This window comes from Microcoleus sp. CZ3-B2, from assembly GCF_036705055.1.
GTDB lineage: Bacteria > Cyanobacteriota > Cyanobacteriia > Cyanobacteriales > Microcoleaceae > Microcoleus.
In genome coordinates this window covers 1-24,630 of sequence record NZ_JAUBTN010000081.1, presented here as the reverse complement: position 1 = coordinate 24,630, position 24,630 = coordinate 1, and the positions used below count along the sequence as shown (strand labels likewise).

Genomic DNA, 24,630 nt, shown 5'->3' with positions numbered 1-24,630 from the left:
GACGTTTTCGGCTGTGCTGGGGCCGTTGTTGACTGTGGAAATTGTGTAAGTAACTGTTTCACCCGGTGCTGCTGCCGCAGTCCCGGTTTTGGTGGTAACAACGTCGGCACTAGGTGTCAGAGGTGTGGTGACTGTAGCCAGCGGATCAGTACCGTTGTTGTTTTCAGGAAAAGGATCAGGGGTAGCTGAGGTACTTCTGGCGGTGTTGCTGACGCTGCCGGATGCAGATGCAGGTGCGATGAAGCGGACTGTGTTAATGGCAGGAGGAGCACCCGAAGGCAAGCTGGGAATCGCTGGGAAGGTGACAATCCCAGTATCTGCATTGTAAACAGCCTCGTTGGGTAGACTAACTATATTTAAACCGGGAACAATGCTGTCGGTAATGGTGACGTTTTCGGCTGTGCTGGGGCCGTTGTTGACTGTGGAAATTGTGTAAGTAACTGTTTCACCCGGTGCTGCTGCCGTAGTCCCGGTTTTGGTGGTAACAACGTCGGCAAGAGCAGCAACAATTGTAGTTGAGACTTGAGAAATGGGTTGGGAACTATTGTTGTTAGCTAGATTTGGATCGTAAGTGCTGGAGGTGCTATAGGCACTGTTAGTTAAGGTTGCGGGAACTGTGGCGGGAACTGTGGCGGTGATGGTGCGGATTTCGCTAGCACCGTTAGCCAGAGTCGGAATCGCCGGCCAGATGACCGTCCTCGTTGTGGGATTGAAAGTGCCGCCGTCGGAGGCGGCGACGAAAGTTAAGCCCTCTGGGAGGGGATCTTGAATCAGGACGCTTTCGGCGGTGTTGGGCCCGTTATTTGTGGAGGTAATCGTATAGGTAATAGGGCTGTTGGGTGTGGCGAACAGCGGGCCTTTTTTAACAATGGAAACGTCGGCTACGAGTGTAGGCGGATCTATACTTTGGACGATGACATTGTTAACTTCGTGAATGTTTGTACTGTCGCCTGTCGAAGCAGCAAAGCCAAATTTAAAAGTAGATGGCACTGGTCCGTTTACGCTTTCCAAATTTGGTATGTCGATCAGTGTTTCGCCCGCATCAAATGTGCCGTTGCCGTCCAAGTCTAAGGCAACTGTAAGACGATGGTTAGGTGTTGCTAAAGTCGTCGGAAATAAGGTAACTTGAACGGTTCTTTTAGCCTCACTGCGAATGGTTGTATTTGTGTTATCTGTTCTATTATCTATCCCACCGGGAACGACAGTGCCACCTAAAAAGTTATACAAGGTGGTTTCGCTGCCTCTAACTGCTACTGAATCCTCTTTGTAGTTGACGGGGGGGTTGGCCTCGCCACCTACTTTTCCCCCTGAAGTAGTGGAAAAAAAGCCAAACTCATCTAATCCGACACCTAAATAACCTCCTACAATACCGGGTGAATTTGAATTAGTATTTTGAGCATAGCCGAGAGAGCCGCCAAAGCCTCCCGCTTGTGTTGGCGTAGCTGTTCCGTCAATGAGGAAAAAACTTGTGCCATCCGCACCAACTGGTAGGCCGAAGAACGTCCCATTCGCATCCGCTCTCTGACTAGAGTCCGCACTTATGTTATAAGAAAAGAAATCAAAGGTAATTCTCAGACCCTCAGTGGCAGATATCGGGTTGTTGTAGATGACAAAAGCTGCTTGCCTCCTCACGTTTGATGTTAATCTCAAAGTACCTGTTCCGGCTGGATCGCCAATCCCTAAAGCGGGAATAACGCCGCTGGGATTAGCAGGGCCTGCCGTTAAGCCTGGTAGAGCGGATGTGCCAGCAACTCCATATATCCAAGGCCCGATTACGGTTGAATTTTTAAATTCTTCAGCCGCTAAGGTAGCCAGGAGTGATTTATAGCCTTCTAGGACTTCTTTTTCAAAGGCTATTTCGGTATTTATTTGTCCTGTAGTAATTTCTAATTCCCAGTCGCCACCTAGTGCTGCACTACCAGTTAAATTATTGGAAGCTGCAACATTTGCTCCTGTTATTTGGCTGAGTTTTTGTATGAATTTTAGACCTGATTCCCCGGCGCCTGTGTTGCAACTTAACAGCAGAATACTACCTGTTTCGTTGAGAGCTTTACCCCACTGCTGCAATTGGCTGGAATAGGTTTCTATATTGTGAATATTGAGTTCTGCCCGGCCGATTTCTACTGATGCTGATGCGCCGTGAGCAACTATTTGAATGCTGTTGAGGCTGTGCCGCGAGGCGGCTATTTCGGCAATTTGTTCGATTCCATCCCGGGTTTTATCGAGCAGGATTACTTCTGTGTCGCTTTTCACTCCCCTGAGCAACTGTTGGTAGTTTTCTACATTTGAATCCACAATCGCTAGATTTATTCGGAGAGCGGACTCTGCTTTATGCCTAGTTTGTCTCAAGATTTTAGTCTCCATATTGGTAGATTTCCGTGTTTGTGCTGCTGACAAATTTGACAGATTTGGGATGGTTTTCATTTTTGGTTAATTTGGTTGCTAAATCTAAGCTACCCCGTTTCATAGATGACGATAAACTTTCAACTATAAAGTTTTAACCATTATTTTTTTACAACATATAATAGTTGTCTATATTTGTTATTTGTGATGTTAGTCAATCATTAGACAGGATTTACTGCGATCGCCCTTGGATGTCCTGATGCGACAGATCGCTGCCAATCATAACATGAATAAGGGGTCACAGCCTTCATATTAGCCAAAACCCTCTATTTTTGGGAAAAATGATATCAGGTCTAACGTTAGTTATATGGTAAATTACTTACCCTTTGGTCAGAACAAGGGGTCAGACCCCTCATACCGCTGTTCTGAGTCTGGTGACATCGAGGCTGGCTCAGACAGCTTGAACCGTAAATATACTGAAAATATTAATTTCCTAAAAATTGGCAGATTTTGACTTTGAGGTGCGATCGCTCTTAAAAGTTGAGAGTACCGCATTTCTAGAGATTTATACTTATACTAATTGGGTGTGCAGTAAACTCACAGCCATGTAATAATAGCAACTTAACGCTACAAAAGTTAACACAAAAAGTTGACAAATTATATATGTTAATACCAGGATTGCGGTGACAAAAAAGAACGATCGCCCTTGAATTCAAAAAGAACGATCGCCCTTTACACTCTCTTTATATCTAAATCATCAAACTGCGTTAATTGCACCCTCTAACGCGGCTTGCTAAGCGTCAATATCAAGTTCGCGCACTAAAAAAGCCCATTCATCAGCCAATTCTTCAATGACTTTAGCAGTAGGTTTACCGCCCCCGTGACCTGCTTTGGTTTCGATCCTAATTAACACCGGCTTTTCTCCCCCTTGGGTTTCTTGCAAAGCCGAAGCAAACTTGAAACTGTGGGCGGGAACTACTCTGTCGTCGCGATCGGCAGTTGTAATCATTGTCGCCGGATAAGCTGTGCCCGATTTGAGATTGTGTAGGGGAGAATAGCTGCGGATTGTGGGAAATTCTTCGGGATTTTCCGGGGAACCATACTCAGAAATCCAAGCCCAACCAATGGTAAACTTGTGGAAGCGCAACATATCCATAACGCCAACTGCCGGCAATGCTGCACCGAACAATTCCGGCCGCTGAGTCATGCAAGCCCCCACTAATAATCCGCCGTTGCTGCCACCTGCGATCGCCAATTTAGCCGGTTTGGTGTACTTGTTTTCAATCAACCATTCAGCAGCGCTGATAAAGTCATCAAACACGTTTTGCTTCTTCAACTTTGTACCTGCTTGGTGCCAGGATTCGCCGTACTCGCCGCCTCCCCGCAAACAGGCTGTGACGTAAACTCCGCCCATCTCCAACCACACAATCCTGCTAACCGAGAAACTAGGAGTCAGCGAGATGCCAAAACCGCCGTAACCGTATAGGTATGTCGGGTTATTGCCATCTAATTGCAAGCCTTTTTTGTGGGTAATAAACATGGGTACGCGAGTACCATCTTTGCTCGGATAAAATACTTGTTTTGTCTCGTAACCTTCGGGGTCAAAATCGACATTTGGTTTACGATAAATAGTGCTTTCATCTGTCACCATGTTGTAGCGGTAAATCGTGTTGGGCGCTGTAAAACTGGTGTAAGCATAAAAGGTTTCCGTGTCGTGCCGCTTGCCGCCAAATCCTCCCGCCGAACCGATTCCTGGTAAGGCGATTTCTCGCACGAAACAGCCTTCTAAGTTGAAGATTTTAATTTGGGTGTAGGCGTCTTTTAGGTAGGAAGCGATAAATTGATTGTTGAGGATGCCAATGCCTCCGAGGGTTTCGGCTGCTTCGGGAATAATTTCTGTGAATTTCCCTTGACTGTCACTGCCCGCGAGGGATAATGGTGGTGGGTTGCTAATGTCGATCGCAATTACGCGGCCTAGCGGTGCATTTAAATCTGTTTGAAACCAGAAAAGAGAGCCGTCATTATCGATGAAACTGTACTCTGCCTCAAATTCGCTAATTAGTTCAACAACCCTTGATTCCGGTGCTGTTAAATCTTTGTAAAAAATCAAGTTTTTGGTTTCAGTTCCCAGCCAAACCGAGATAATTAAGTAGCGGCCGTCTTCGGTGACACCTGCGCCAAATCCCCACTCTTTTTGATCCGGTCGTTCGTAGATCAATATGTCTTCAGATTGGGAAGTGCCAAGCTTGTGATAAAACAGTTTTTGGTAATAGTTAACGTCTTCGTGTTTAGTTTTTTCGTTTGGTTCGTCGTAGCGGCTGTAAAAAAAGCCTTTACCGTCATGAGTCCAGGATGCTCCTGAGAATTTAATCCACTTTAAATGGTCTGATAAGTCTTCGCCTGTTTCCACATCGCGAACTTTCCATTCTTGCCAATCGGAGCCGGAAGTTGACAAACCGTAGGCCATTAGTTTGCCGTCTTCGCTGATAGCTATGCCGCCGAGAGCAATAGTTCCGTCTTCCGAGAGAGTGTTGGGGTCAATTAATACTTTAGGTTCGCCGTCTAAGGATGGTAAAGTATAAAGTACGGATTGATTTTGTAGACCGTCATTTTTGTAGTAAAAATAGCGATCGCCTTCTTGGAAAGGTATGCCGTATTTCTCGTAATCCCAAAGTTGAGTCAGTCGCTGTTTGATTTTTTCCCGCGCCGGGATTTGGCTGAGGTAGCCGAAGGTGACTGCGTTTTGGGCTTCCACCCAGGCTTGGGTTTCCTCTGATTCGGGATTTTCCAGCCATCTGTAGGGGTCTGATACTTTGACACCGTGGTAATCGTCAGATACGTCGGTTTTGTGGGTTGTGGGGTAGATCAAAGGGCGATCGAATTGAGTCATATTTTTTCACTCTCAGTAACTTTGTTTAGTTTAACCTTTTTTGCAAATTTGCGATTGCGAACCTGAATAAAGCAATCGCACTTCCTTCTCTCCCATCTTCCTTTGTGTCCTTTGCGTCTTCGCGGTTCGTTTCTCTAACATTTCAACTCAGCGATTGCCCATTTTAAACTAATCCAATTCCCTCCTTCCTTCCAAAGCACGAGCCAAAGTTACCTCATCTGCATATTCCAAATCTCCCCCCATCGGCAAACCAAAAGCTATCCGCGTCACCCTGGTAAAAGGTTTTAATAAGTGACCGATATAAAGAGTAGTAGTTTCGCCTTCCACGCTAGGACTAATCGCAATAATTACTTCACTAATCTTTTGCTGGCTAACGCGCCGGACTAATGGTTGAATGTTCAATTGTTCCGGGCCAATTCCATCCATCGGCGAGATAACGCCGCCGACAACGTGATATTTACCGATGTATTCTCTGGTTTTTTCTAGGGCGATTACGTCGCGGGATTCGGACACTACACAAATGGTAGAACTGTCGCGGTTTGTGTTGCGACAAATTTCGCAAACAGGTTCAGCGGATAAGTGAAAACATACTTTACAGAAACCGACTTGTTTTTTGGCATCAATTAAAGATTGAGCTAGGGCTTGCACGTCTTCTTCGGGTCGTTTTAAAATATGCAAAGCGAGTCGCTGTGCTGTTTTTGGCCCGACTCCTGGTAAGCGCTGCAATTGTTCGATTAAACGGGCTAAGGGTCGAGTATACATAAATTAAGGAAGAAGGAAGTTCGGCAACGAGCAATGTACGGGATGTAACGGATGTAAGTCTGTCGGAAGAAGGAAGTTCGGCAACGAGCAATGTACGGGATGTAACGGATGTAACGGATGTAACGGATGTAAGTCCGTCGGAAGAAGTCCGATGTCCGTCGGAAGAAGGAAGAGGGAAGAAGGAAGAGGGAAGAAGTTGTTTGTTCGTAGTACCGACTTCAGTTTGTTCTTGGTTACTTCTTAAATTGAAAAAACTCAAGTCCTTACTACGAATCTGGAAAAAACTCAAGTCCTTACTACGAATCTGGAAAAAACTCAAGTCCTTACTGCGAACTTTGTTTTGAAGTTAAATTAGCCACCGCTGATTTTAGCTTTGTAGCCCATTTTTTTGAGAATTTCGGCAAGTTTTTGCTTGTGTTCGCCTTGAATTTCGATTTCGTTGTCTTTAACTGTACCGCCGGTGCCACATTGGGCTTTTAGCTGCTTGGCTAAGTCTGCTAATGTTTCGGGTTTTCCCTGAAATCCGCTGATGACTGTAACTGTTTTGCCGCCTCGTCCTTTTCGGGATGCTTCTACTTTGAGGTTTTGTTGATTTGGGGCAACTTCTGGGGTTCCGCGTTGGAGGGCGGCTGAGTTGTCGGTGTTGCCAAATTCGGAGTAAACTATTCGTTTGCCGTCGGTTGTTTTGTTGTCTGAATCTTTGCGTTTGGATGCTGCCATGTGTTAATATGCCTGAACTTCTTTTACTGGTATTTCTAGTTTTAACGGGTTCGGTAAAGTTGCGATCGCTCGGAATGCGCTCTATCTTCTATTTATTGTATTAGTCTGTTCAGGGTTGAAGGAATTATAATGAAATTTGTTCGATCGGCTCAAGTCTCCAAGGGATTTGGTACGATCGACTGGCGCGCGATCGAGTGCGCCGCCTTCTAGCTTACCCGCGAATCGAACAATCTCAAATTTAAAATCTAAAATCCAATGACTGTCACCCCCCTGCGTCTCACTTCCGAAACCGCGGCCCAACGCCCCGACTCCCTGGGTAGATTTGGCCAATTCGGCGGCAAATACGTCCCAGAAACCCTAATGCCCGCTTTGTTTGAGTTAGAAGCGGCTTTTCAAAAATACCGCAGCGAAGCGGATTTTCAAGAGCAACTTCAAGGATTGCTCAAAGATTATGTCGGCCGCCCCAGCCCTTTGTATTTTGCCGAACGCCTCACGGAGCATTATGCTAAAGCAGACGGTACTGGCCCGCAAATTTATCTCAAACGGGAAGATTTAAACCACACTGGTGCTCACAAAATTAATAACGCTTTAGCTCAAGCATTGTTAGCAAAACGCATGGGGAAACAGCGGGTAATTGCTGAAACTGGTGCAGGTCAACACGGTGTTGCTACTGCTACAGTTTGTGCTCGTTTCGGTTTGGAATGCGTTGTCTACATGGGCGTTCAGGACATGGAAAGACAGGCTTTAAATGTGTTTAGAATGCGGCTGATGGGGGCCGAAGTGCGACCGGTGGCGGCGGGTACGGGAACGCTGAAAGATGCGACTTCCGAAGCGATTCGCGACTGGGTGACAAATGTGGAGACAACTCATTACATTTTGGGCTCGGTGGCGGGGCCGCATCCTTACCCGATGATGGTGCGCGATTTCCATGCGGTAATCGGTCAAGAAACGCGCGCTCAGTGTCAGGAAAAGTGGGCTGGTTTGCCGGATATTTTATTAGCTTGCGTCGGTGGCGGTTCTAATGCAATGGGTCTTTTCCACGAGTTTGTCGGGGAAGAAACTGTTAGATTGATCGGTGTTGAAGCGGCGGGCGAGGGTGTGGATACGGACAAACACGCTGCTACTTTGACTAAGGGAAGTGTGGGAGTTCTGCACGGGGCGATGAGTTATTTGCTGCAAGATAATGAAGGTCAAGTGATTGAGCCGCATTCGATTAGTGCTGGTTTGGATTATCCGGGCGTGGGGCCGGAACACAGTTATTTGAAGGATGCTGGCCGGGCCGAATATTACAGTGTCACTGATGCAGATGCGCTGGCGGCTTTTCAGCGTCTTTCGCAGTTGGAGGGGATTATTCCGGCTTTGGAAACTGCTCACGCGATCGCCTATTTGGAGACTCTGTGCCCGCAGTTAACGGGGAGTCCGCGCATTGTGCTTAACTGTTCGGGGCGCGGCGACAAAGATGTGAATACTGTTGCTAAAGTTATGAAGATGGTTTAGCGGAATTTTGGGCGATCGCTCTGTAGGAATCGGTAACAATTAACTTTATTTGTCATTCAAATTCATGTCCAAAGCTTTGGTTTTGATTTCTTTAGGATTGTTGACAATCTTGCCTAATTGTGCTAATTCACTTTCTGCGCGATCGCTCCCACAAGATTCTATGAATACTAATGTTGCTTTGACGAGTTCGCTGGCTGACTTAGAAAAAGCTGTTAACCAACAGATAAATCAATATCGAGCCTCTAAAAAGTTGCCACCGTTGACTGTCGATCCGCGAATTAGTCAGATTGCCAGAATTCACAGCGAAAATATGGCGAGTGGGAAAGTTAAATTTAGCCACGATGGATTTGAGGGGCGGGCGAAAGCAATTACTGTTCCCTATCAAAGTGTGGCTGAAAATGTCGCTTACAACATGGGCTACAACGATCCGGTACGCAATGCTGTTGAAGGTTGGATCAAAAGTGAGGGCCACCGCAAAAATATGGAGGGTCAGTTTAATTTAACTGGTATTGGGATTGCTAAAAATGCCAAAGGCGAGTATTATTTTACTCAGATTTTTGTCCGCAGTAGATAAGGTGAGGCAAGAAGGAAGAAGTCATTAGTCATTAGTTATTAGTTATTAGTTATTAGTTATTAGTCATTAGTCATTAGTCATTAGTTATTAGTCATTAGTCATTAGTTATTAGTTATTAGTTATTAGTCATTAGTCATTAGTCATTAGTCATTAGTCATTAGTCATTAGTCATTAGTCATTAGTTATTAGTTATTAGTTATTAGTTATTAGTTGTTGCTAACAACAGTCAACAGTCAACAGTCAACAGTCAACAGTCAACAGTCAACAATTACTAATAATGGAATTTCCAGATTTTCAAGTGTGCGATGGTGATATTTCCGATGCTCTGTTATCTTATTATTTGACGGCGGAGGCGATCGCCGTTGATACCGAAACAATGGGTTTGCTACCGTGGCGCGATCGCTTGTGCTTGGTGCAGTTGTGCGATCCGCAAGGTAAAGTGGCGGCGGTACGGATTGCTAAAGGTCAGACGGCGGCTCCGAATTTAAAAAAGTTAATGGAAGTCCCGAATATTGAGAAAGTATTTCACTTTGCCCGCTTCGATATGGCAACAATGCGCTACAATTTAAGTATTGAGATTGCACCTATTTTCTGCACAAAAATAGCGAGCAAACTAGCGAGAACTTATACCAACAGACACGGACTTAAAGACTTAATTAAAGAATTAGAAAAAGTAGAACTCAACAAAACTTCTCAAAGTTCAGATTGGGGAAATTCCGAGAATCTTTCAGACGAGCAACTGCACTACGCTGCGAACGATGTCCGCTATTTGTTAAGCGCTAAACAAAAGTTGACTGCTATGTTGCAGCGAGAAGAACGCTGGGAAATTGCACAGCAATGTTTTCAATTTTTGTCGGTTTTTGTAACTTTGGATTTGTTGCAGTACAAGGATGTTTTTGAACACGGGCAATCTTAGGCGCGATCGCACAATTGCAGTCACCTAGGTTTGTAGTGAGGACTTTAGTCCTTCCTCATCCAAATTAAAAGGGTGCATCTGTGTTTTGCATTTGTAGCTGTAGAAAACTCGCGTGCTTTACACAGCAGGCGAGCGGGGACGCTCGCACTGCAAAAAATACATCCTTTTTGCGATGCAGGAGATGCTCCAAATCAGAAGAAGGACTAAAGTCCTAACTACCAACCTAATTATTATTTATTTCAACGGGCTATATTCGAGTTAAAGAAAGTTCAAAACTTACAAGTATTTCTAATTAGGGCCGATCGGGATTGTGTTCGTGCATCAAAGCTTCAAGTTGGTCGTCAACATTTTTAACCACCTGTTCCAAAGCGGGTAGCCCGTCTAAAGGCAAAGGAGAAAGCCGAGTGCGATCGCGCATTAGATTCACCTTCCGCTGCAATTCTTTGGCCAGCCGCAGCGCGTCCCGACTCAAACTAGACAATTGCTGCTGTTGGTAAAACCTCAAAGCTGCTCCCCGCAGCACTTGCAGCGTGGCTTCTTCCTTGCCGCCCACTGTCATTACGCGCAAGCGCAACAGCAAATGAGTGTTTTTATATATACGCTCCACTTCCACTTGTTTGGGCTGTTCGACTGGGGAAACAGGCATATCCGTCAGCCGCTTCAACTCATCGATGACTTCTTCAAACAGCACGGGTTCGATACCTTCGAGAACCGATTTCAACACGCCGTCTTGACTCCAAAGAATGCGGCCTTGCGACTGGGGGCGCTCAAAAAACAGGCGACCGATACCGTCTAGCAGCACTCTACCGAGCAATTCTTCCAGCAGTTGGGGCGCGGGTAAATTTGCCAAAACTTCGACAGGGCTTGACAAATACGAGGCTTCGACATCCAAAACCGGCACATCAGCAGGTGTCGGGTAAACTTCGGCGCTTGCTGGTTTGATTGCTGCGGTGGTCGCTTTCAACCGGCTAGCGGGAATGGAGGGTTGGGAAAAAGAGGTCGGGGTTTTTGCTTCCGATGCGGAATTTGCTGGTGCGGGATTTTTTGGTGCTGGGGCTGCTGCGGTTGGTGTGGGGCTGGGTTCTTTGACTTGGTTCCCGTGGAGCAAGTAAGCTGAGAGCATCGAGCGTTGAGTTTCCGAGGAAATTTGCTCGGTTGTGACTGAGCAATTCATGTAAGCTAAAATCCGCTGCACGTAGTCCAAGGCGGAGTCATCTTGCCCATCGACTACGCCCAATTTCAATATATTGCCTTCTAGGGATATAGGCAAAACTTGATAGTAAAGGCAAGCTTCAAAGGGGACAACTGTGTCGATTAGTTGAAATATTCGATCGGAGTCCATGTCCATTGTAGCCGCCAAGTCTGTTGAAGATGTATGTACCATTAGCTGCTCTGTAGTCGGAAGCGCGATCGATCAATCGATCGCACCACAACAACCTGATTTTATATAATTAAACGCTGCAACTTCCCTGACGGAGACATTCGTCTGAAAACCGGAAGCTTTTATTAAAAAAAAATCTTCAGTCCCAGAATTTTTCCCCTGCTGTGTTGCCGTTTCAATATCTACCGAAAGATAGACAATTAGATGATGACTTGCGTGCTGATGGCGAACACTGGATCGATCGAGCGGCTGACAACGACAGAACTATCTCATTAATCCGCAAGTATTGCACCTGCACCACAATGAATGACTTGCGGGCAACAGCTAAATTGAGGATTTGTTAAAAAATCCTGACAAGTCGATCGCGCTGCTCATATTTTACCCCACAGAGTTCGCGGCGAGGCTAGCGATCGAGATATCATGACGCCCGTGCTGCGATATCCCGATCGATCTTACCGAAATTGCGATCGCGCCAAGGGCGATGTGCGAATTTTCCAGGGGGAAAAATCGCAGGACTCCGTAGCTATTGGGACATGGATTAGTAGCACGCATTCTGCAAAATCCTACTGTCAATTAAGAATTAGCAATTGCCCGCAACTAATGATTCATCTAGTCGTTGCGGAGGGATTGAGCGGCTAAATAGAGTTTACTCCACTCGCCGATAACTTGATTAGTTTTCAGCTTTAATTCAGATGCGATCGTCTCTACACTTTTTCCTGCCTTCAGCGATTCGACCAACTGCAGTTGCATCGGCGTGAGATTTTGTAAATATTGCTGCCACTGAGCGGGAGTCAAACCCAAATTGTGTTCTTTGAGCGAAGTTTCCAGCCAATTAGCGACTAATTCCGGTGCTTGTTTGACCGCAAAAACCCGAATCGCGTGGTAACTGACTTTTTCTCGCAAGCGGTAAATTTGTTTGATTGGAACGTTCAAAGCCTCAGCAATTGCCTCTTGGGAACGGCCTTGCAGGTAAAGCCGCAGCCACTGACAAGCCAGCGGATCGACTTGATCCCTCAAATAATTCTCAAATTCTTGCTGGACAATCTGCCGCCCCGCTTGTCGCTCTTCCCAAACTTGATTTTCTCGGTAATCGGACATCGCCTGTGTGTCTAGCAGACTGAGCGGTTCCTCTGTATCGTCGGGTAGAATTTGTTCCGACACCAGCCGCACCCAATCTCCCGCCGGGACTTGCGTCAACCCGCCCCGCTGGGAACGCCGCAGGTAGTTGACGAAGCGGTAAACTAGCAGCGGTTGGTTGCGGATGGGCCGCAAACAGTATTCTTCTGTACTAGCTAGCAGCAAAGCATTTCGCAGGCGTTTGTCTGTCGTGCATTCGGCAATCCAGGCGACTTGCTGCTGCAGGTAGCGATCGGAATTAAGCATTTCCTGAATCACTTCTTGCAATACCTCCACCGCACTCCGCTGTCTGTCGCGGCTTAGGGAAACCCACGCTTGGATTTTTTGCCGGAGCACCACCAAACCGCCCAGCCGCCCGATCAAGTTGCGGTAAGCTTTTTCTGGCGCGACTCCCAGATAGCGCTGCTGTAAAATTCGATATAAAAAGTCGATCGCCCCACAGGCGACGGTGAGTTGAGTCGGATTCAGAGAGTCAAATCTTTCTGGCTTGTCTCCCAACAGCCAGCGGACAACACTCTCGCGAGTGCTAGAACTCTCGTCGGGGCAATCTTTTTCTAGTCGCGACTTCCAATCTTGTGCTAGTCTTTCCGCCAAGGTCATGGGCTGCTGAGATTATCTTTCACCCCCGATTTTAAGTGGTATGCTGGTTTTTTGAGTCTTTTTTGGATTTAATAGGACTTGCGCCTCGGTAAAATAGTTCTGTCAATGCGTTATCGAGATCGATTCCAGGGTTTTTTAGATTATGGAACGGGCAAATTAATTGCCTATTGACAAAAACACCCAATTCTGTTAATTAGTGGTTTTCAATCAACTGAGGTACTAGCCAGCCGATCGCGCATTACCAATTACTAATTACCAATTACCGATTACCGATTACCCATTACCCATTACCAATCCGTACCTCACTAACTTCAGAATTTCTATATGCCTAACTTTTTATTAGAACTCGGTACCGAAGAACTGCCCGCATCTTTTGTCGCCAGCAGCGTCCGGCAGTGGGAACGGCTCGTACCTGCAACTCTGGCAGAACAATCATTGACAAATGAATCAATTAATGTATACGCCACTCCGAGGCGTTTGGCCGTTCTGATCGAAGGATTGCCAATCAAGCAATCAGACAGAGAAGAAGAAGTAAAAGGCCCGCCCGCAAGTTCGGCTTTTAAAGACGGGAAACCGACGAAAGCAGCCGAAGGTTTTGCCAAAAAACAAGGCGTAGAAATCGATGCTTTGTCGGTTCGCGCTACGGATAAAGGCGATTTTGTGTTTGTGCTCAAAAAGATTCCGGGGCGGCTGAGTGCGGATATTTTGACAGAACTTGTGCCGCAGTGGATTAATAAGTTAGAAGGCAAAAGATTCATGCGGTGGGCTGACGGAGATTTGAAGTTTCCGCGCCCGATTCGATCGATCGTGGCACTGTTAGATGATACTGTACTGCCGATCGCCTTGGTCAGCGGTTCGGATACGGTCAAGAGCGATCGAATTTCCCAAGGACATCGCGTCTTGCACCCGCAGCCAGTCTCGATTCCGCAAGCCGAAGATTATGTCGAGTGTCTGCGGGCTGCTTGCGTCGAAGTCGATCGAACCCAGCGCAAAAATCAAATTAAAGCACAAGTAGAAGCCACAGCCACAAAACAAGGCGGTTACGCCGACATTACCGAAGATTTGTTAGAAGAAGTCACCGACTTAGTAGAATGGCCCAACGCAGTAGTCGGCAAATTTGACGAAGAATTTTTGATATTGCCGCCGGAAGTAATCACCACAATTATTGTTACAAACCAGCGCTATTTCCCAATCCTCAAAAGCCCCGACTTTCCCGAACTTCTGCCCTACTTCATTACAATTTCCAACGGAGATCCGGCCGCATCGGCGATTATTGCTGCGGGTAACGAGCGAGTCGTGCGGGCGAGGTTGGCCGACGGTGAGTTTTTCTACAAAGCAGACTTGGCCAAGCCTCTAGAGGATTATTTGCCAAAGTTGGAGAAAGTCACTTTTCAGGAAGATTTAGGGACAGTGCGCGCCAAGGTCGATCGCCTGTGCAAAATTGCCAGCCTCATCACCAACCAACTGCAAATAACTGCCGAAGAAAAAGCTTACATAGAAAGAGCAGCCTTACTTTGCAAAGCCGACCTCGTAACCCAAATGGTTTACGAACTTCCCGAAATGCAAGGAATCATGGGGCAGAAATACGCCTTAGCCTGCGGCGAAGCAAAAGCCGTAGCCACAGCGATTTTCGAGCATTATTTGCCTAGAGGCGCGGGGGACAATTTACCCCAAACTCTGACAGGTCAAATTGTCGGAATCGCCGACAAATTAGATACATTAGTCAGCATCTTCGGCTTGGGAATGTTGCCGACAGGTTCCTCCGATCCCTTTGCTTTGCGCCGCGCAGCCAATGCCATAATTAACATTATTTGGGCGGCTCAGTTGCCAATTAATTTGCACCAGTTACTCGCAGAAGTTGTAGCCGAATTTACAGTAATTCGCCCGGAAACAAGCCCAGAATTACTTTCACAATTATACGAATTTTTCCTGCAAAGAATTCGGACTTTGCTGCAAGAAGAAAAGAATGTAGATTACGATTTGGTGAATGCCGTTTTGGGAGAAAACGACCCCGAATATACCGAACGGGCATTGAAAGATTTGTTGGACACGCTGGAAAGAGCGCTGTTTCTGCAAGAAATCCGCAATGACAAGACTTTGGATCGGATTTACGAAACAGTCAACCGTTCAACTCGTTTAGCGGCTCAAGGAGATTTGGATAAAGTTGAATTGGAACCGAAAAATGCGGTGAAACCAGAGTTGTTTCAAAAGTCGTCCGAACAAGCTTTTTATGATGCCGTTGTGCAGTTGGTGCCGCAAACGCTGCTATCCAAACAAACTCGGAATTACCAACAATTAGTAGAGAGTTTGACTGACATTGCTCCGGCTGTGAGCAACTTTTTTGACGGCCCAGAAAGCGTTTTGGTGATGGATTCCGACCCGGAAATTAAGCGCAATCGCTTGAATTTGCTGGGTTTGCTGCGGAATCACGCGCGGGTGTTGGCTGACTTTGGGGCGATCGTCAATCGATTTTAGATTTTGGAGACTAGATTGCCACCAAAAGTTTTGATGTAAAATCAAATCAATTAGTATCGGAATTATTCATTTCTATCATCTCTCTCCTCTGTGCCCTCAGCGCCCTCTGCGGTTAAATCATCAAAAAAAAACCGTAACCGACATAAAAGGAAAAAAACCAGAAAATTCGCTCTATCACAAAACTGATGCCGATCGTCAATCGATTTAAGATTTGAGATATTAGATTCCCGCCAAAAGTTTTGATGTAAAATCAAATCAATTAGTATCGGAACTATTATTTCTATCATCTCTCTTCTCCTCCTCTGCGCCCTCTGCGCCCTCTGCGGTTAAATCATCAAAAAAAACCGTAACCGACATAAAAGGAAAAAACCAGGGAAATTCGCTCCAACACACACACAACTTATGCCGATCGCTCACATCATTGGATTAGGAAAATCGGGGAATGCCGCCGCCAGACTGCTAAAACGCGAAGGATGGGAAGTAACGCTGAGCGATCGCTCATCTTCCCCAAACTTGCTCGAACAGCAACAGGAACTCGCCAGCGAAGGAATTGCAGTTGAGTTAGGTAAATCTTTTGAACCAGACAAATCGATAGAATTAATAGTAGTAAGTCCGGGAGTTCCCTGGGACAATCCAGCATTAGCGCGAGCCAGAGAGTTAGGCATTGAAACAATCGGAGAAATGGCGCTGGCGTGGCGCTATCTCAAAGCTCCTTGGGTGGGAATTAGTGGCACTAACGGCAAAACTACGACTACTGCTTTAATTGCTGCTATTTTTGCAGAAGCAGGGCTTCACGCTCCCGCTTGCGGCAATATTGGCTATGCTGCGTGCGAATTAGCTTTAGCTGAAAAACCGCCGGATTGGGTAATCGCAGAAATCAGCAGCTATCAGATAGAATCCTCGCCGTCTGTAGCGCCGCGAATCGGAGTTTTAACGACTTTGACACCGGATCACCTCAGCCGCCACAAAACTTTAGAAAATTACTACAACATTAAAGCGCATTTGCTGAAAAAGTCGGAATTGCAAGTAATTAATGGCGACGATCCTGGTTTGCGGCAGCAAGGAGTTGACATTTGGCCGGATGCGTGTTGGACGAGTGTCAAAGGTGAACAGGAATTATTAGGAAAGCGGGCTTTTGGAGCCTACATCGCAGAGGGTTGGGTAATTGCTCAAAGCGAGAAAATTTTGCCTGCTTCGTCTTTGCGGATGGTGGGAGAGCACAATTTGCAAAATTTGTTGATGGCGGTGGCGACGGCTAATTTGGCGGGGATAGATAAAAGTGCGATCGCCCAAGCCATTGCTAAATTCCCCGGAGTGTCGCACCGTCTCGAACACATCCGCACTTGGGAAGGCATAGATTTCATCAACGACAGCAAAGCTACCAATTACGATGCGGCGCAAGTCGGGTTGGCTTCTGTCAGCGCGCCGGCGATTTTGATTGCGGGCGGCGATCCCAAAGAAGGTGACGATCGCGCTTGGATCGATACAATCAAGGCGAAAGCTGTGGGAGTGCTGTTAATTGGGGATGCAGCAGGTATTTTTAGCGATCGGCTAGAACAAGCAAATTATAATGCTTGGGAAATCGTCGAAACAATGGAAAAAGCAGTGCCCAGAGCCGCAGAATTAGGCAAACAGAACAACGCTAAAGTCGTGCTGCTTTCGCCAGCTTGCGCCAGTTTCGATCAATACCAAAACTTCGAGCAGCGGGGGGATCATTTCCGTCAATTGTGTCTCGAATCCCTAGTTTAGATATGTCATTGTTCGCTGTGTACAAATTAAAATTATTATACACAGCGAACACTAACAAAATTAAATCTGCGTTCATCTGCGTCTATCAGCTTATATCTGCGGTTAAAAATTAAAACCTCTGATTTAGACCAATCTAATTTAACTAACAGTCTTCCAAATATCCTTAATTCTAGCCTGCTGTTCCAATTCTAGCTCACCAAAAACTTGCATCATTTCCTCATGAGTATAATCAATAATTATTGCTGTCAATTGAGCCACCGTTTCCGCTTCCAGCATTGCTATTTTCAATTTCGTCATTGCTTCTTTATCCATTAACACCAAACTTTTATTTTTTACCTCATTTAGATTTTTATTTTCCTACAAATCTCTTTCATTTGTCCATTAAAACTGGCAATTTGAGCAGCAATTATTGTATCAGAATGTGACGAAAATATTTTAAATTCTTGCCGACAAATCTGAGATAGCAATTTTTCATCAATCTCCAAAATCTCGCTTTCGGAAGCGACATTATTTTTCAACAAAATAGCAATTTCTATTTCCAATTGGCGATTTCCTTGCTCAAAGAAATCTTGAGAATTAGAACGAAACAAACCGCTATTGACTTGCTGAATTTGGCCTGGTGTCAGCGATTGAGCCGAGACAGCAGCCGGAAATGCCAAAGATGCTGCCACCCAAAAACTAGGAATTATTTGTTTGAGAATTCTGTTCATAACTGTCGGGAGGACTTTTTACCTCAATTTGTTTATCGTCTTCTGACTCGGTTGCTAATTCATCTTCTAGTGCGATTTTTTCTTGCCACTCGGTAAGCTGTTGAAAAAGTTGCTGGCTAATTTGAAATACGGGTTTGTTGCTTTCCGACATATTAACTCCTGAAGGTGATTGAAAGAATTAGATTTACTGGGTAAGGTGCTTTTGGCGCATCCTACTAATATTAGTTATGACTGTGAAACTTTGAGCAGCGCCATGATGATGCCAATTAAGGAACCGCCAAGCAAAGTTAAAGTAGCTAAGGTACTAATGCCAAATCCGGCGGCTCGTTTTTCTGCTGCTTGATAGTAACCCCAAGCAAACAAAATGCGTCCAATTATCCAAACTGCGCCGATACCGGCGGCCCAAATTGGGCTGATAAACTGCGAGAATATCCACAGCGAGGGCAAAAATAAAATCATTTGCTCTAAGGTATTTTGCTGAACTCGCACTACTCGCTCAAAGTCTGGGTTTCCTGTCATCTGCGGGGGAGAAACTTTGTACTTGAATCTGGCTCTGCCGACGTTGAGGGTAAGAATGAAGTAGAGAATTAATGCTGATATAGTAATTAGACTGGGCCAGAGTGTGGCGTTTGCTTCTGCGAGCATGATTGGGTATGGTGCTGGGGTAGATATCTTGATTATAAATCAATTATTGTCGATCGCGTCATTCATCGCCATCGAGTAATTCAAGAAACTGGATTTGATGTAACTGCTGGCTATTCGTGCCGTCGCAACTAATTTCGGGTTCGGGGACATCCTTCACAACTTGCTGGCTGCGCTTAAGTCTTTATTGCGAATTCAAGAAGATTATTTTGCTCAACAATGTTTGGAAGCCAGCCTCATCTAGCTCACCAATTTGCTAGGCATTACTCTCTCGTGTATGCTGGCCTCTTTAATTGTCAGCTACACCCCTGAATCCCGCGCGCCCAGCTTTATTTCGAGCATTTTAGCAATCCGCACGCGGCTTCGTTCAATTCTCCGTAAAGGCGTGCCTTGTATTCCCAAAGTTTATCGATTAACTAGGCCTACATTCGTTAGTGTAAAGAAGTTAGTTTATACAATTTTGCCAAATAAGTGAGTGCTACCTGTGAACACGATGTTTTGGATGGTTAAAACTGCTAATAACAAGTTTTTATTAAATTGCTCTAGATGAAGTCCTATTTGTATAGGAACAGTAAGCAAAGGTTAATAAAGCGTGAATTTTTAGGTGAGTAGAGATATTATCCCATCCCTACTCGCTTGCGGGTCTACAATTCAATGACTGCGACTTTCTTTTTACTCTTTTGGTCGCGAAGAACTACGGTATTGTAAGGGGAGGTATCTGTTCCTAGGGGGACGGCACTTTTAACGGTACCCATAGTTCCTGTGAGTTCGCCTAGTTCTATGGATTTATTTAAATTTCCATCTATCGCTAGGTATGCACTCAATTTTACTTTAGAATTTGTGACTTCTAAATCCTTAAAGAGTACGGCCTCTCCTCCTTCAGGATCGATCCCTAAAATGGCCGTGCCGTGTGCGACAACTGAACTTTCTTCTTCATCTACGTTACCCATCTTGATGTCAGCGGGGTCTTGACCGTCCATAGCCAAATATCCTCAAATGTTTGTTGATTTTAAATACTTTTTAGCTTATCTTAATGATCGAGCAATGACAAAGCTCTTAAGACTGATATTGCACATCTCTATCCCTACACCGTTAGTAATAGAAATTTCACCCATCTGAGATGGCTCGGAGGATTTTCAGCCGCAGATATGGCTAACTCATGTCCCCAATTTTGTAATTTACGAGCTAATTTTTGAAGGAGTTGAATTTCTAATGTATAGAAGTGTATTTTTAAACTCATACTAATTCTCTATGAAGTTGCACTCGATAAACGATAGGAGCGATTTGCTCGGGAGCATCTGGTGTTTTGCATTTAATAGTGCGAGCTTAAGAGCTCGTGTATCCTATAATACGCGAGTTCTTAAGCTCGCACTATCAGAAAAAAATGCTTTTTACAAAGCCGGAGATGCTCCCAGCCAAGGGGAGCATCTCCGGCTTTGATTTAATGCGTGCTTTCCCCACTCGCCATCCAACACTGGCGAGAGGGGACAACACTGTAAAGAAATTGTTTTTTTGCATTCATTGAGATGCTCTCCCCAAATTCTGGCACTTTTGGCTGGAGTCTCTAATATTTTAGTGTAGCTTTATGGAGAATTTGTATAAACACTTTCCAGAGGATTGGAATTGGTAAAGTATTTAGTACAAACCTGTGGACACGGGTACAAGTCAATGCAGCAATTCTTCTAGTTTTTGCTGGTTCCACAAATACTGATAAAGCCCTGGTTGTCCTACCAATTCTGCGTGAGTGCCACTTTGGACTATTTCTCCTTTTTCCATGACGAAAATGCGATCGGCTGTAGCAGCAGCGGACATCTGATGCGAGATGAAAATCACTGTTTTGCGATCGGTTCCTGTTGCCAAGTTATGCAGAATATCGGTAGCTGTTTGATTGTCTACGCTGGAAAGAGCGTCGTCCAAAATTAGCACGGGAGCGTCAACTAACAAGGCTCTGGCTAATGCTGTCCGCTGCCGCTGTCCGCCGGATAAGGTAATGCCGCGTTCGCCGACAACTGTTTTGTATTGCTGCGGAAAGTTGAGGATTTCGGGGTGAATTTGCGCTTGTTTGGCTGCTGATTCAACTTCGGGCTGTTCTGCTAAGGGATTGCCGTAGCGGATGTTATTCTTGATGGTAGTGCCGAACAAAAAGCTTTCTTGGGGCACGTAGGCGATCGCCCCGCGCAATTGGTTCAACTTCACTGCGGTAATATCGTGCCCGTCCAAAAATAACTCACCCGGATCGATATCTAGCAAGCGCGGCAGTGCATTAGCTAAGGTTGATTTTCCAGAGCCGATCGCCCCAACAACTGCGACTGTTTCCCCCGGTTTTATAGTAAAATTGACATTCTTGAGCGCGGGTGTCTTAGCACCGGGATAAGTATAATTTAAGTTGCTGGCGGCAATTTCGCCGATTACTGGAGTTGGTATTTCAACTGCACCTGCAGCATCCTTAATTTGCGCTTCCACAGTCAGAATTGATTCGATGCGATCGACACTGACTTCTCCGCGCTGGTAAGCAGTAATTGTGAAACCCAACAGCGCTGTCGGAAACACCAAACGCTCGACATAAATCAGCAGCGCCACAAAATCGCCGATGCTAATTTCGCCCTTAGCAATTGCGCCGCCGCCAGCAGAAAGCAGCACTAACAAGCTGATGCTTGCCAAACCGCCCAGCAGTGGAAAAAGAAAGTTTCTGGTTTTTGCGAGTTCCAAATTTGCTGATAGCAATTGGGCGTTAGAATTGCGAAAGGCGCGGCGTTCGTTTTCTTCTTGAGCGTAGATTTTAATTACGGAAATGCCGCTCATATCTTCTTGAATCAAATCGCTCATTGCCGATAGTTCTTCTTGTACGGCTAATTGCTGGATGCGAAGTTTGTCGCTAAATAACTGCACCAAAACTAGCATTACAGGATAAACTGCGATCGCCAACAGCGTCAGCCGTACATCAATTCCCAGCATCACCGGCAAAGTCAAAGCATAGGCAAAAGCTGTATTCGCCAAACTCAGCACCGCAAACCCCACCAAGCGGCGAATGTTGTCTAAATCGGAAGTAGCCCGGTTAATTAAATCCCCTACCGTATTGGCCGCAAAATAAGACGGTTCTAATGTTAATAAATGATTAAATATTTGCTGTTTGAGGTCAAATTCGACTTGACGGCCCACGCCAAACAGCAAAATCCGCGACACCATCCGAATGCCCCACATAATTGACGCGAGGAGCAGAATTAGGAGCACGTAGTTGAAAACTTGGTCAAATTTAGTGGCAACTTGGAGAGTGTCAATGGCATTCCGAATCAGCAGGGGAATGTAAACGCCCACAGCATTGACAATTAATAGCGAGAAAACGCCCCAGAATGCGGGTTTCCAGTGGGGGCGCATATAAGAACCGAGTTTTTGTAGTCGAGAATAACGAGCCATTATGTTAAGTCAGTTGTCCGTTGTTAGTTGTCAGTTGTTAGTTGTCAGTTGTTAGTTGTCAGTTGTTAGTTGTTAGTTGTTAGTTGTTAGTTGTTAGTTGGTAGTTGTCAGTTGTTAGTTGGTAGTTGTTAGTTGTTAGTTGTTAGTTGTCAGTTGTCAGTTGTTAGTTGTTAGTTGTCAGTTGTCAGTTGTTAGTTGTCAGTTGTTAGTTGGTAGGGGCGGTACCCCGTGCCCGCCCTCTTAGTTGTCAGTTGGTAGGGGCGGTGGATGGTGCGTGCCCGTCCTCTTAGTTGTCAGTTGTCCGTTGTTAGTTGTCCGTTATCAGTTGTCATTCGTCATTAGGAAGAAGGCATGAAAGGCTTTGCTCAAGGTAAAAAGAAGCTAGAAGGAAGCTCTATCCTAAGCTAGATGATCGATGGAAGTTAAGAATTTTTTGAATGAAAATTGTGCTTTGGGATGAGTGGTTATCAAAATTGGGATTGGACTTGAGACAAAAGCCGATCGCGCGAAATGACACAAACCACATTATATCCGTGGAGACACCACAGCGCCGTGTCCTGAGCCACCCGCACTCCTCGCCCGCCATCCCCAATCCGCCTCCCCCATCCCCTAGAAAGCTGGGGTGCGCTACAATCAAAAATCGATCGGCTTAGCACTCAGACCCAGAGAGTGCTAAATTTGCTATGTAAGCCAAAGGAGACAAACATGACCAAAATAGTTGCATTTAGCGACAAATCTAGGCGGGCACTAGAACGCGGGGTAAATCAACTCGCCGATGCAGTCCGCATCACCTTGGGCCCGAAAGGCCGGAACGTCCTATTAGAAAAAAAATACGGTGCTCCTCAAATCGTTAACGACGGTATCACCGTTGCTAGGGAAATCGAACTCGAAGACCCCCTGGAAAATGCCGGCGCTCGCTTAATTCAAGAAGTCGCCTCCAAAACTAAAGATATCGCAGGCGACGGCACTACAACCGCCACGGTGATCGCTCAATCTCTGATTCGCGAAGGTTTGAAAAACGTCGCAGCAGGCGCAAATCCAGTCGCCCTGCGCCGGGGTATTGACAAAACGATCGCCCATTTGGTCAAAGAAATCGAAAAATTGGCGAAACCAGTCGAAGGCGCGGCCATTGCTCAGGTCGCCACTGTCTCCGCCGGTAACGACGAAGAAGTAGGCGCGATGATCGCGCAAGCAATGGAAAAAGTCACCAAAGACGGCGTAATTACTGTTGAAGAGTCGAAATCTCTGTTAACAGAATTGGAAGTTGTCGAAGGGATGCAGTACGATCGCGGATATCTTTCGCCGTATTTCGTCACCAATAGCGATCGCATGGAAGTTGAGTATGAAAATGCTCGCATCCTGATCACCGACAAAAAAATTAACTCCATTCAAGAATTAATTCCGGTTCTCGAAAAAGTCGCCCGCACCGGTCAACCCCTGCTAATTATCGCCGAAGATATTGAAGGCGAAGCTTTGGCAACTTTGGTCATCAACAAAGCACGTGGCGTGTTGAACGTCGCAGCTACCAAGTCTCCTGGTTTTGGCGATCGACGCAAGGCTATGCTACAAGATATCGCCGTTCTGACCGGCGGTCAACTGATTTCCGAAGAAGTCGGACTCAGCATTGATACCGCAACACTAGAAATGCTCGGTACCGCCCGCAAAATTACGATCGACAAAGAAAACACGATCATTGTCGCTGGCGATGAACACAAAGCTGACGTGCAAACACGGATCGAGCAAATTCGCAAGCAACTAGCAGCGACGGATTCCGATTACGATCGAGAAAAATTGAGCGAACGCATTGCCAAACTAGCTGGCGGTATCGCTGTAATTAAAGTAGGCGCAGCTACCGAAACCGAGCTCAAAGACCGCAAACTTCGCATTGAAGATGCTCTCAACGCTACTAAAGCTGCTGTGGAAGAAGGCATCGTCGCAGGAGGCGGCACGACGCTGATTCACCTGATTACCAAAATAGATGCAATCAAAAACACTTTAGACGCTGAAGAACAAGTAGGCGCTGACTTGGTTGCGAAGGCTTTGGAAGCTCCTTTGCGTCAAATCGCTGATAATGCGGGCGTTGAAGGTTCGATCGCGATCGAGCGAGTGCGCGCGAGCGAGTTGAACATTGGCTACAATGCTCTCACCGACGTGTACGAAGATATGATTGCCGCCGGGATTATCGATCCGGCTAAGGTTGTGCGATCGGCTTTACAGAATGCCGGTTCCATTGCTGGCATGGTGTTGACCACCGAAGCCGTGATTGTCGAAAAACCCGAGAAGAAAAAAGCCGGCGGCGACATGGGCGACATGGGCGGCATGGGCGGCATGGGCGGCATGGGCGGCATGGGCGGCATGGGTGGCATGGGCGGCATGGGCATGATGTAGTCATCAGTCATGAGTCATCAGTCATGAGTCATGAGTCATTAGTCATTAGTCATGAGTCATCAGTCATTAGTCATTAGTCATTAGTCGTGAGTTTGCGGCTAAAAACTGCCTGCTGATTGGTGGCTTTTGAGACCAAAAAGCCGTCTGTAGCGTCTGTAGGGTGCGCCTCGCGCACCTGACGCTATCGATAGACTAAGATTTTTCCCAAAAACCGCATCTCTCTCTCTCTTGGGCAATCTCTCCAATCTCTCCAATCTCCCCATCTCCCCATCTCCCCATCTCCCCATCTCCCCCTCTCCCCCTCTCCCCCTCTCCCCATCTCCCAATCTCCCCATCTCCCAATCTCCCCATCTCCCAATCTCCCCCTCTCCCCCTCTCCCCCTCTCCCAATCTCCCCCTCTCCCCCTCTCCCCCTCTCCCTCTCTCCCTCTC

Annotated in this window: 22 protein-coding genes and 1 pseudogene; 8 read left to right on the top strand and 15 right to left on the bottom strand. The window is 46.2% G+C overall.

Going from position 1 to position 24,630, the window contains the following annotated elements; translation table 11 throughout:
- From QUA97_RS25365 to QUA97_RS25350, 4 genes are all read right to left on the bottom strand, one after another.
- On the bottom strand, positions 1-2,295 hold a 2,295-nt coding region (locus QUA97_RS25365), incomplete at its 3' end, for a DUF4347 domain-containing protein (RefSeq protein WP_333196909.1).
- An 841-nt stretch (positions 2,296-3,136) separates the two neighbouring features.
- Positions 3,137-5,233, bottom strand: a complete 2,097-nt coding sequence (locus QUA97_RS25360) for a prolyl oligopeptidase family serine peptidase (protein WP_333196907.1) — start codon at positions 5,231-5,233, stop codon at positions 3,137-3,139.
- 168 nt (positions 5,234-5,401) lie between these two features.
- Complete coding sequence (gene recR / locus QUA97_RS25355; protein WP_194008721.1) at positions 5,402-5,995, bottom strand: recombination mediator RecR; 594 nt, start codon at positions 5,993-5,995, stop codon at positions 5,402-5,404.
- A gap of 351 nt (positions 5,996-6,346) precedes the next feature.
- A complete protein-coding gene (locus QUA97_RS25350) occupies positions 6,347-6,715 on the bottom strand; it encodes a translation initiation factor (protein ID WP_194008720.1) in 369 nt (122 codons plus the stop codon).
- Between the two features lie 255 nt (positions 6,716-6,970).
- Between QUA97_RS25350 and trpB the strand changes: the two genes are divergently transcribed.
- From trpB to QUA97_RS25335, 3 genes are all read left to right on the top strand, one after another.
- Entirely contained in the window at positions 6,971-8,212 is a 1,242-nt protein-coding gene (gene trpB, locus QUA97_RS25345) for a tryptophan synthase subunit beta (protein ID WP_194069930.1), read from the top strand.
- A 64-nt stretch (positions 8,213-8,276) separates the two neighbouring features.
- Entirely contained in the window at positions 8,277-8,786 is a 510-nt protein-coding gene (locus QUA97_RS25340; RefSeq protein WP_194069928.1) for a CAP domain-containing protein, read from the top strand.
- Positions 8,787-9,063: 277 nt separating this feature from the next.
- Complete coding sequence (locus tag QUA97_RS25335) at positions 9,064-9,702, top strand: ribonuclease D (RefSeq protein ID WP_194069926.1); 639 nt, start codon at positions 9,064-9,066, stop codon at positions 9,700-9,702.
- A 292-nt stretch (positions 9,703-9,994) separates the two neighbouring features.
- On the opposite strand, the gene QUA97_RS25330 is transcribed toward QUA97_RS25335, so the two are convergent.
- On the bottom strand, positions 9,995-11,086 hold the full coding sequence (locus QUA97_RS25330; RefSeq protein ID WP_194069924.1) for a hypothetical protein: 1,092 nt from the start codon (positions 11,084-11,086) through the stop codon (positions 9,995-9,997).
- Positions 11,087-11,247: 161 nt separating this feature from the next.
- Here QUA97_RS25330 and QUA97_RS25325 point away from each other — a divergent pair, with 161 nt between their 5' ends.
- A complete protein-coding gene (locus tag QUA97_RS25325; RefSeq protein WP_194069922.1) occupies positions 11,248-11,427 on the top strand; it encodes a hypothetical protein in 180 nt (59 codons plus the stop codon).
- Between the two features lie 34 nt (positions 11,428-11,461).
- Here the strand turns inward: QUA97_RS25325 and QUA97_RS25320 are convergent, their stop codons facing one another.
- On the bottom strand, positions 11,462-11,635 hold the full coding sequence (locus tag QUA97_RS25320; RefSeq protein ID WP_194069920.1) for a hypothetical protein: 174 nt from the start codon (positions 11,633-11,635) through the stop codon (positions 11,462-11,464).
- A 57-nt stretch (positions 11,636-11,692) separates the two neighbouring features.
- Positions 11,693-12,820 (bottom strand): HetZ-related protein 2, encoded by a 1,128-nt coding sequence (locus QUA97_RS25315; RefSeq protein WP_333196899.1) that lies wholly within the window; start codon positions 12,818-12,820, stop codon positions 11,693-11,695.
- A gap of 324 nt (positions 12,821-13,144) precedes the next feature.
- On the opposite strand from QUA97_RS25315, the gene glyS reads away from it, so the two are divergent.
- Positions 13,145-15,295 carry a glycine--tRNA ligase subunit beta gene (glyS, locus tag QUA97_RS25310; RefSeq protein ID WP_333196897.1) on the top strand — a complete coding sequence of 717 codons (2,151 nt, stop codon included), beginning with the start codon at positions 13,145-13,147 and terminating at the stop codon, positions 15,293-15,295.
- A 62-nt stretch (positions 15,296-15,357) separates the two neighbouring features.
- On the opposite strand, the gene QUA97_RS25305 is transcribed toward glyS, so the two are convergent.
- On the bottom strand, positions 15,358-15,582 hold the full coding sequence (locus tag QUA97_RS25305; RefSeq protein WP_194069914.1) for a hypothetical protein: 225 nt from the start codon (positions 15,580-15,582) through the stop codon (positions 15,358-15,360).
- A 115-nt stretch (positions 15,583-15,697) separates the two neighbouring features.
- On the opposite strand from QUA97_RS25305, the gene murD reads away from it, so the two are divergent.
- Positions 15,698-17,044 (top strand): UDP-N-acetylmuramoyl-L-alanine--D-glutamate ligase, encoded by a 1,347-nt coding sequence (murD, locus tag QUA97_RS25300; protein ID WP_194069912.1) that lies wholly within the window; start codon positions 15,698-15,700, stop codon positions 17,042-17,044.
- A gap of 138 nt (positions 17,045-17,182) precedes the next feature.
- Here murD and QUA97_RS25295 read toward each other — a convergent pair whose 3' ends face one another.
- The 6 genes from QUA97_RS25295 to QUA97_RS25270 form a co-directional block, all read right to left on the bottom strand.
- Entirely contained in the window at positions 17,183-17,341 is a 159-nt protein-coding gene (locus QUA97_RS25295; protein ID WP_194069910.1) for a hypothetical protein, read from the bottom strand.
- 44 nt (positions 17,342-17,385) lie between these two features.
- A complete protein-coding gene (locus tag QUA97_RS25290) occupies positions 17,386-17,754 on the bottom strand; it encodes a hypothetical protein (RefSeq protein ID WP_194069908.1) in 369 nt (122 codons plus the stop codon).
- Positions 17,723-17,905, bottom strand: coding sequence for a hypothetical protein (locus QUA97_RS25285; protein WP_194069906.1), 183 nt, complete (start codon positions 17,903-17,905; stop codon positions 17,723-17,725). Before QUA97_RS25285 ends, QUA97_RS25290 begins: the two co-directional genes overlap by 32 nt.
- Positions 17,906-17,979: 74 nt before the next feature.
- Positions 17,980-18,399 (bottom strand): MAPEG family protein, encoded by a 420-nt coding sequence (locus tag QUA97_RS25280; RefSeq protein WP_194069904.1) that lies wholly within the window; start codon positions 18,397-18,399, stop codon positions 17,980-17,982.
- A gap of 641 nt (positions 18,400-19,040) precedes the next feature.
- Positions 19,041-19,376, bottom strand: coding sequence for a hypothetical protein (locus QUA97_RS25275; RefSeq protein ID WP_194008708.1), 336 nt, complete (start codon positions 19,374-19,376; stop codon positions 19,041-19,043).
- Positions 19,377-20,061: 685 nt separating this feature from the next.
- Positions 20,062-21,810 carry an ABC transporter ATP-binding protein gene (locus QUA97_RS25270; RefSeq protein WP_333196888.1) on the bottom strand — a complete coding sequence of 583 codons (1,749 nt, stop codon included), beginning with the start codon at positions 21,808-21,810 and terminating at the stop codon, positions 20,062-20,064.
- A 437-nt stretch (positions 21,811-22,247) separates the two neighbouring features.
- Between QUA97_RS25270 and QUA97_RS25265 the strand changes: the two genes are divergently transcribed.
- Positions 22,248-22,463 carry a hypothetical protein gene (locus tag QUA97_RS25265; protein ID WP_194069900.1) on the top strand — a complete coding sequence of 72 codons (216 nt, stop codon included), beginning with the start codon at positions 22,248-22,250 and terminating at the stop codon, positions 22,461-22,463.
- 52 nt (positions 22,464-22,515) lie between these two features.
- Positions 22,516-24,198 carry a chaperonin GroEL gene (gene groL / locus QUA97_RS25260; RefSeq protein WP_194069898.1) on the top strand — a complete coding sequence of 561 codons (1,683 nt, stop codon included), beginning with the start codon at positions 22,516-22,518 and terminating at the stop codon, positions 24,196-24,198.
- A gap of 192 nt (positions 24,199-24,390) precedes the next feature.
- On the opposite strand, the pseudogene QUA97_RS25255 reads toward groL, so the two are convergent.
- Positions 24,391-24,630: pseudogene (locus QUA97_RS25255) on the bottom strand (hypothetical protein); the annotation flags it as partial.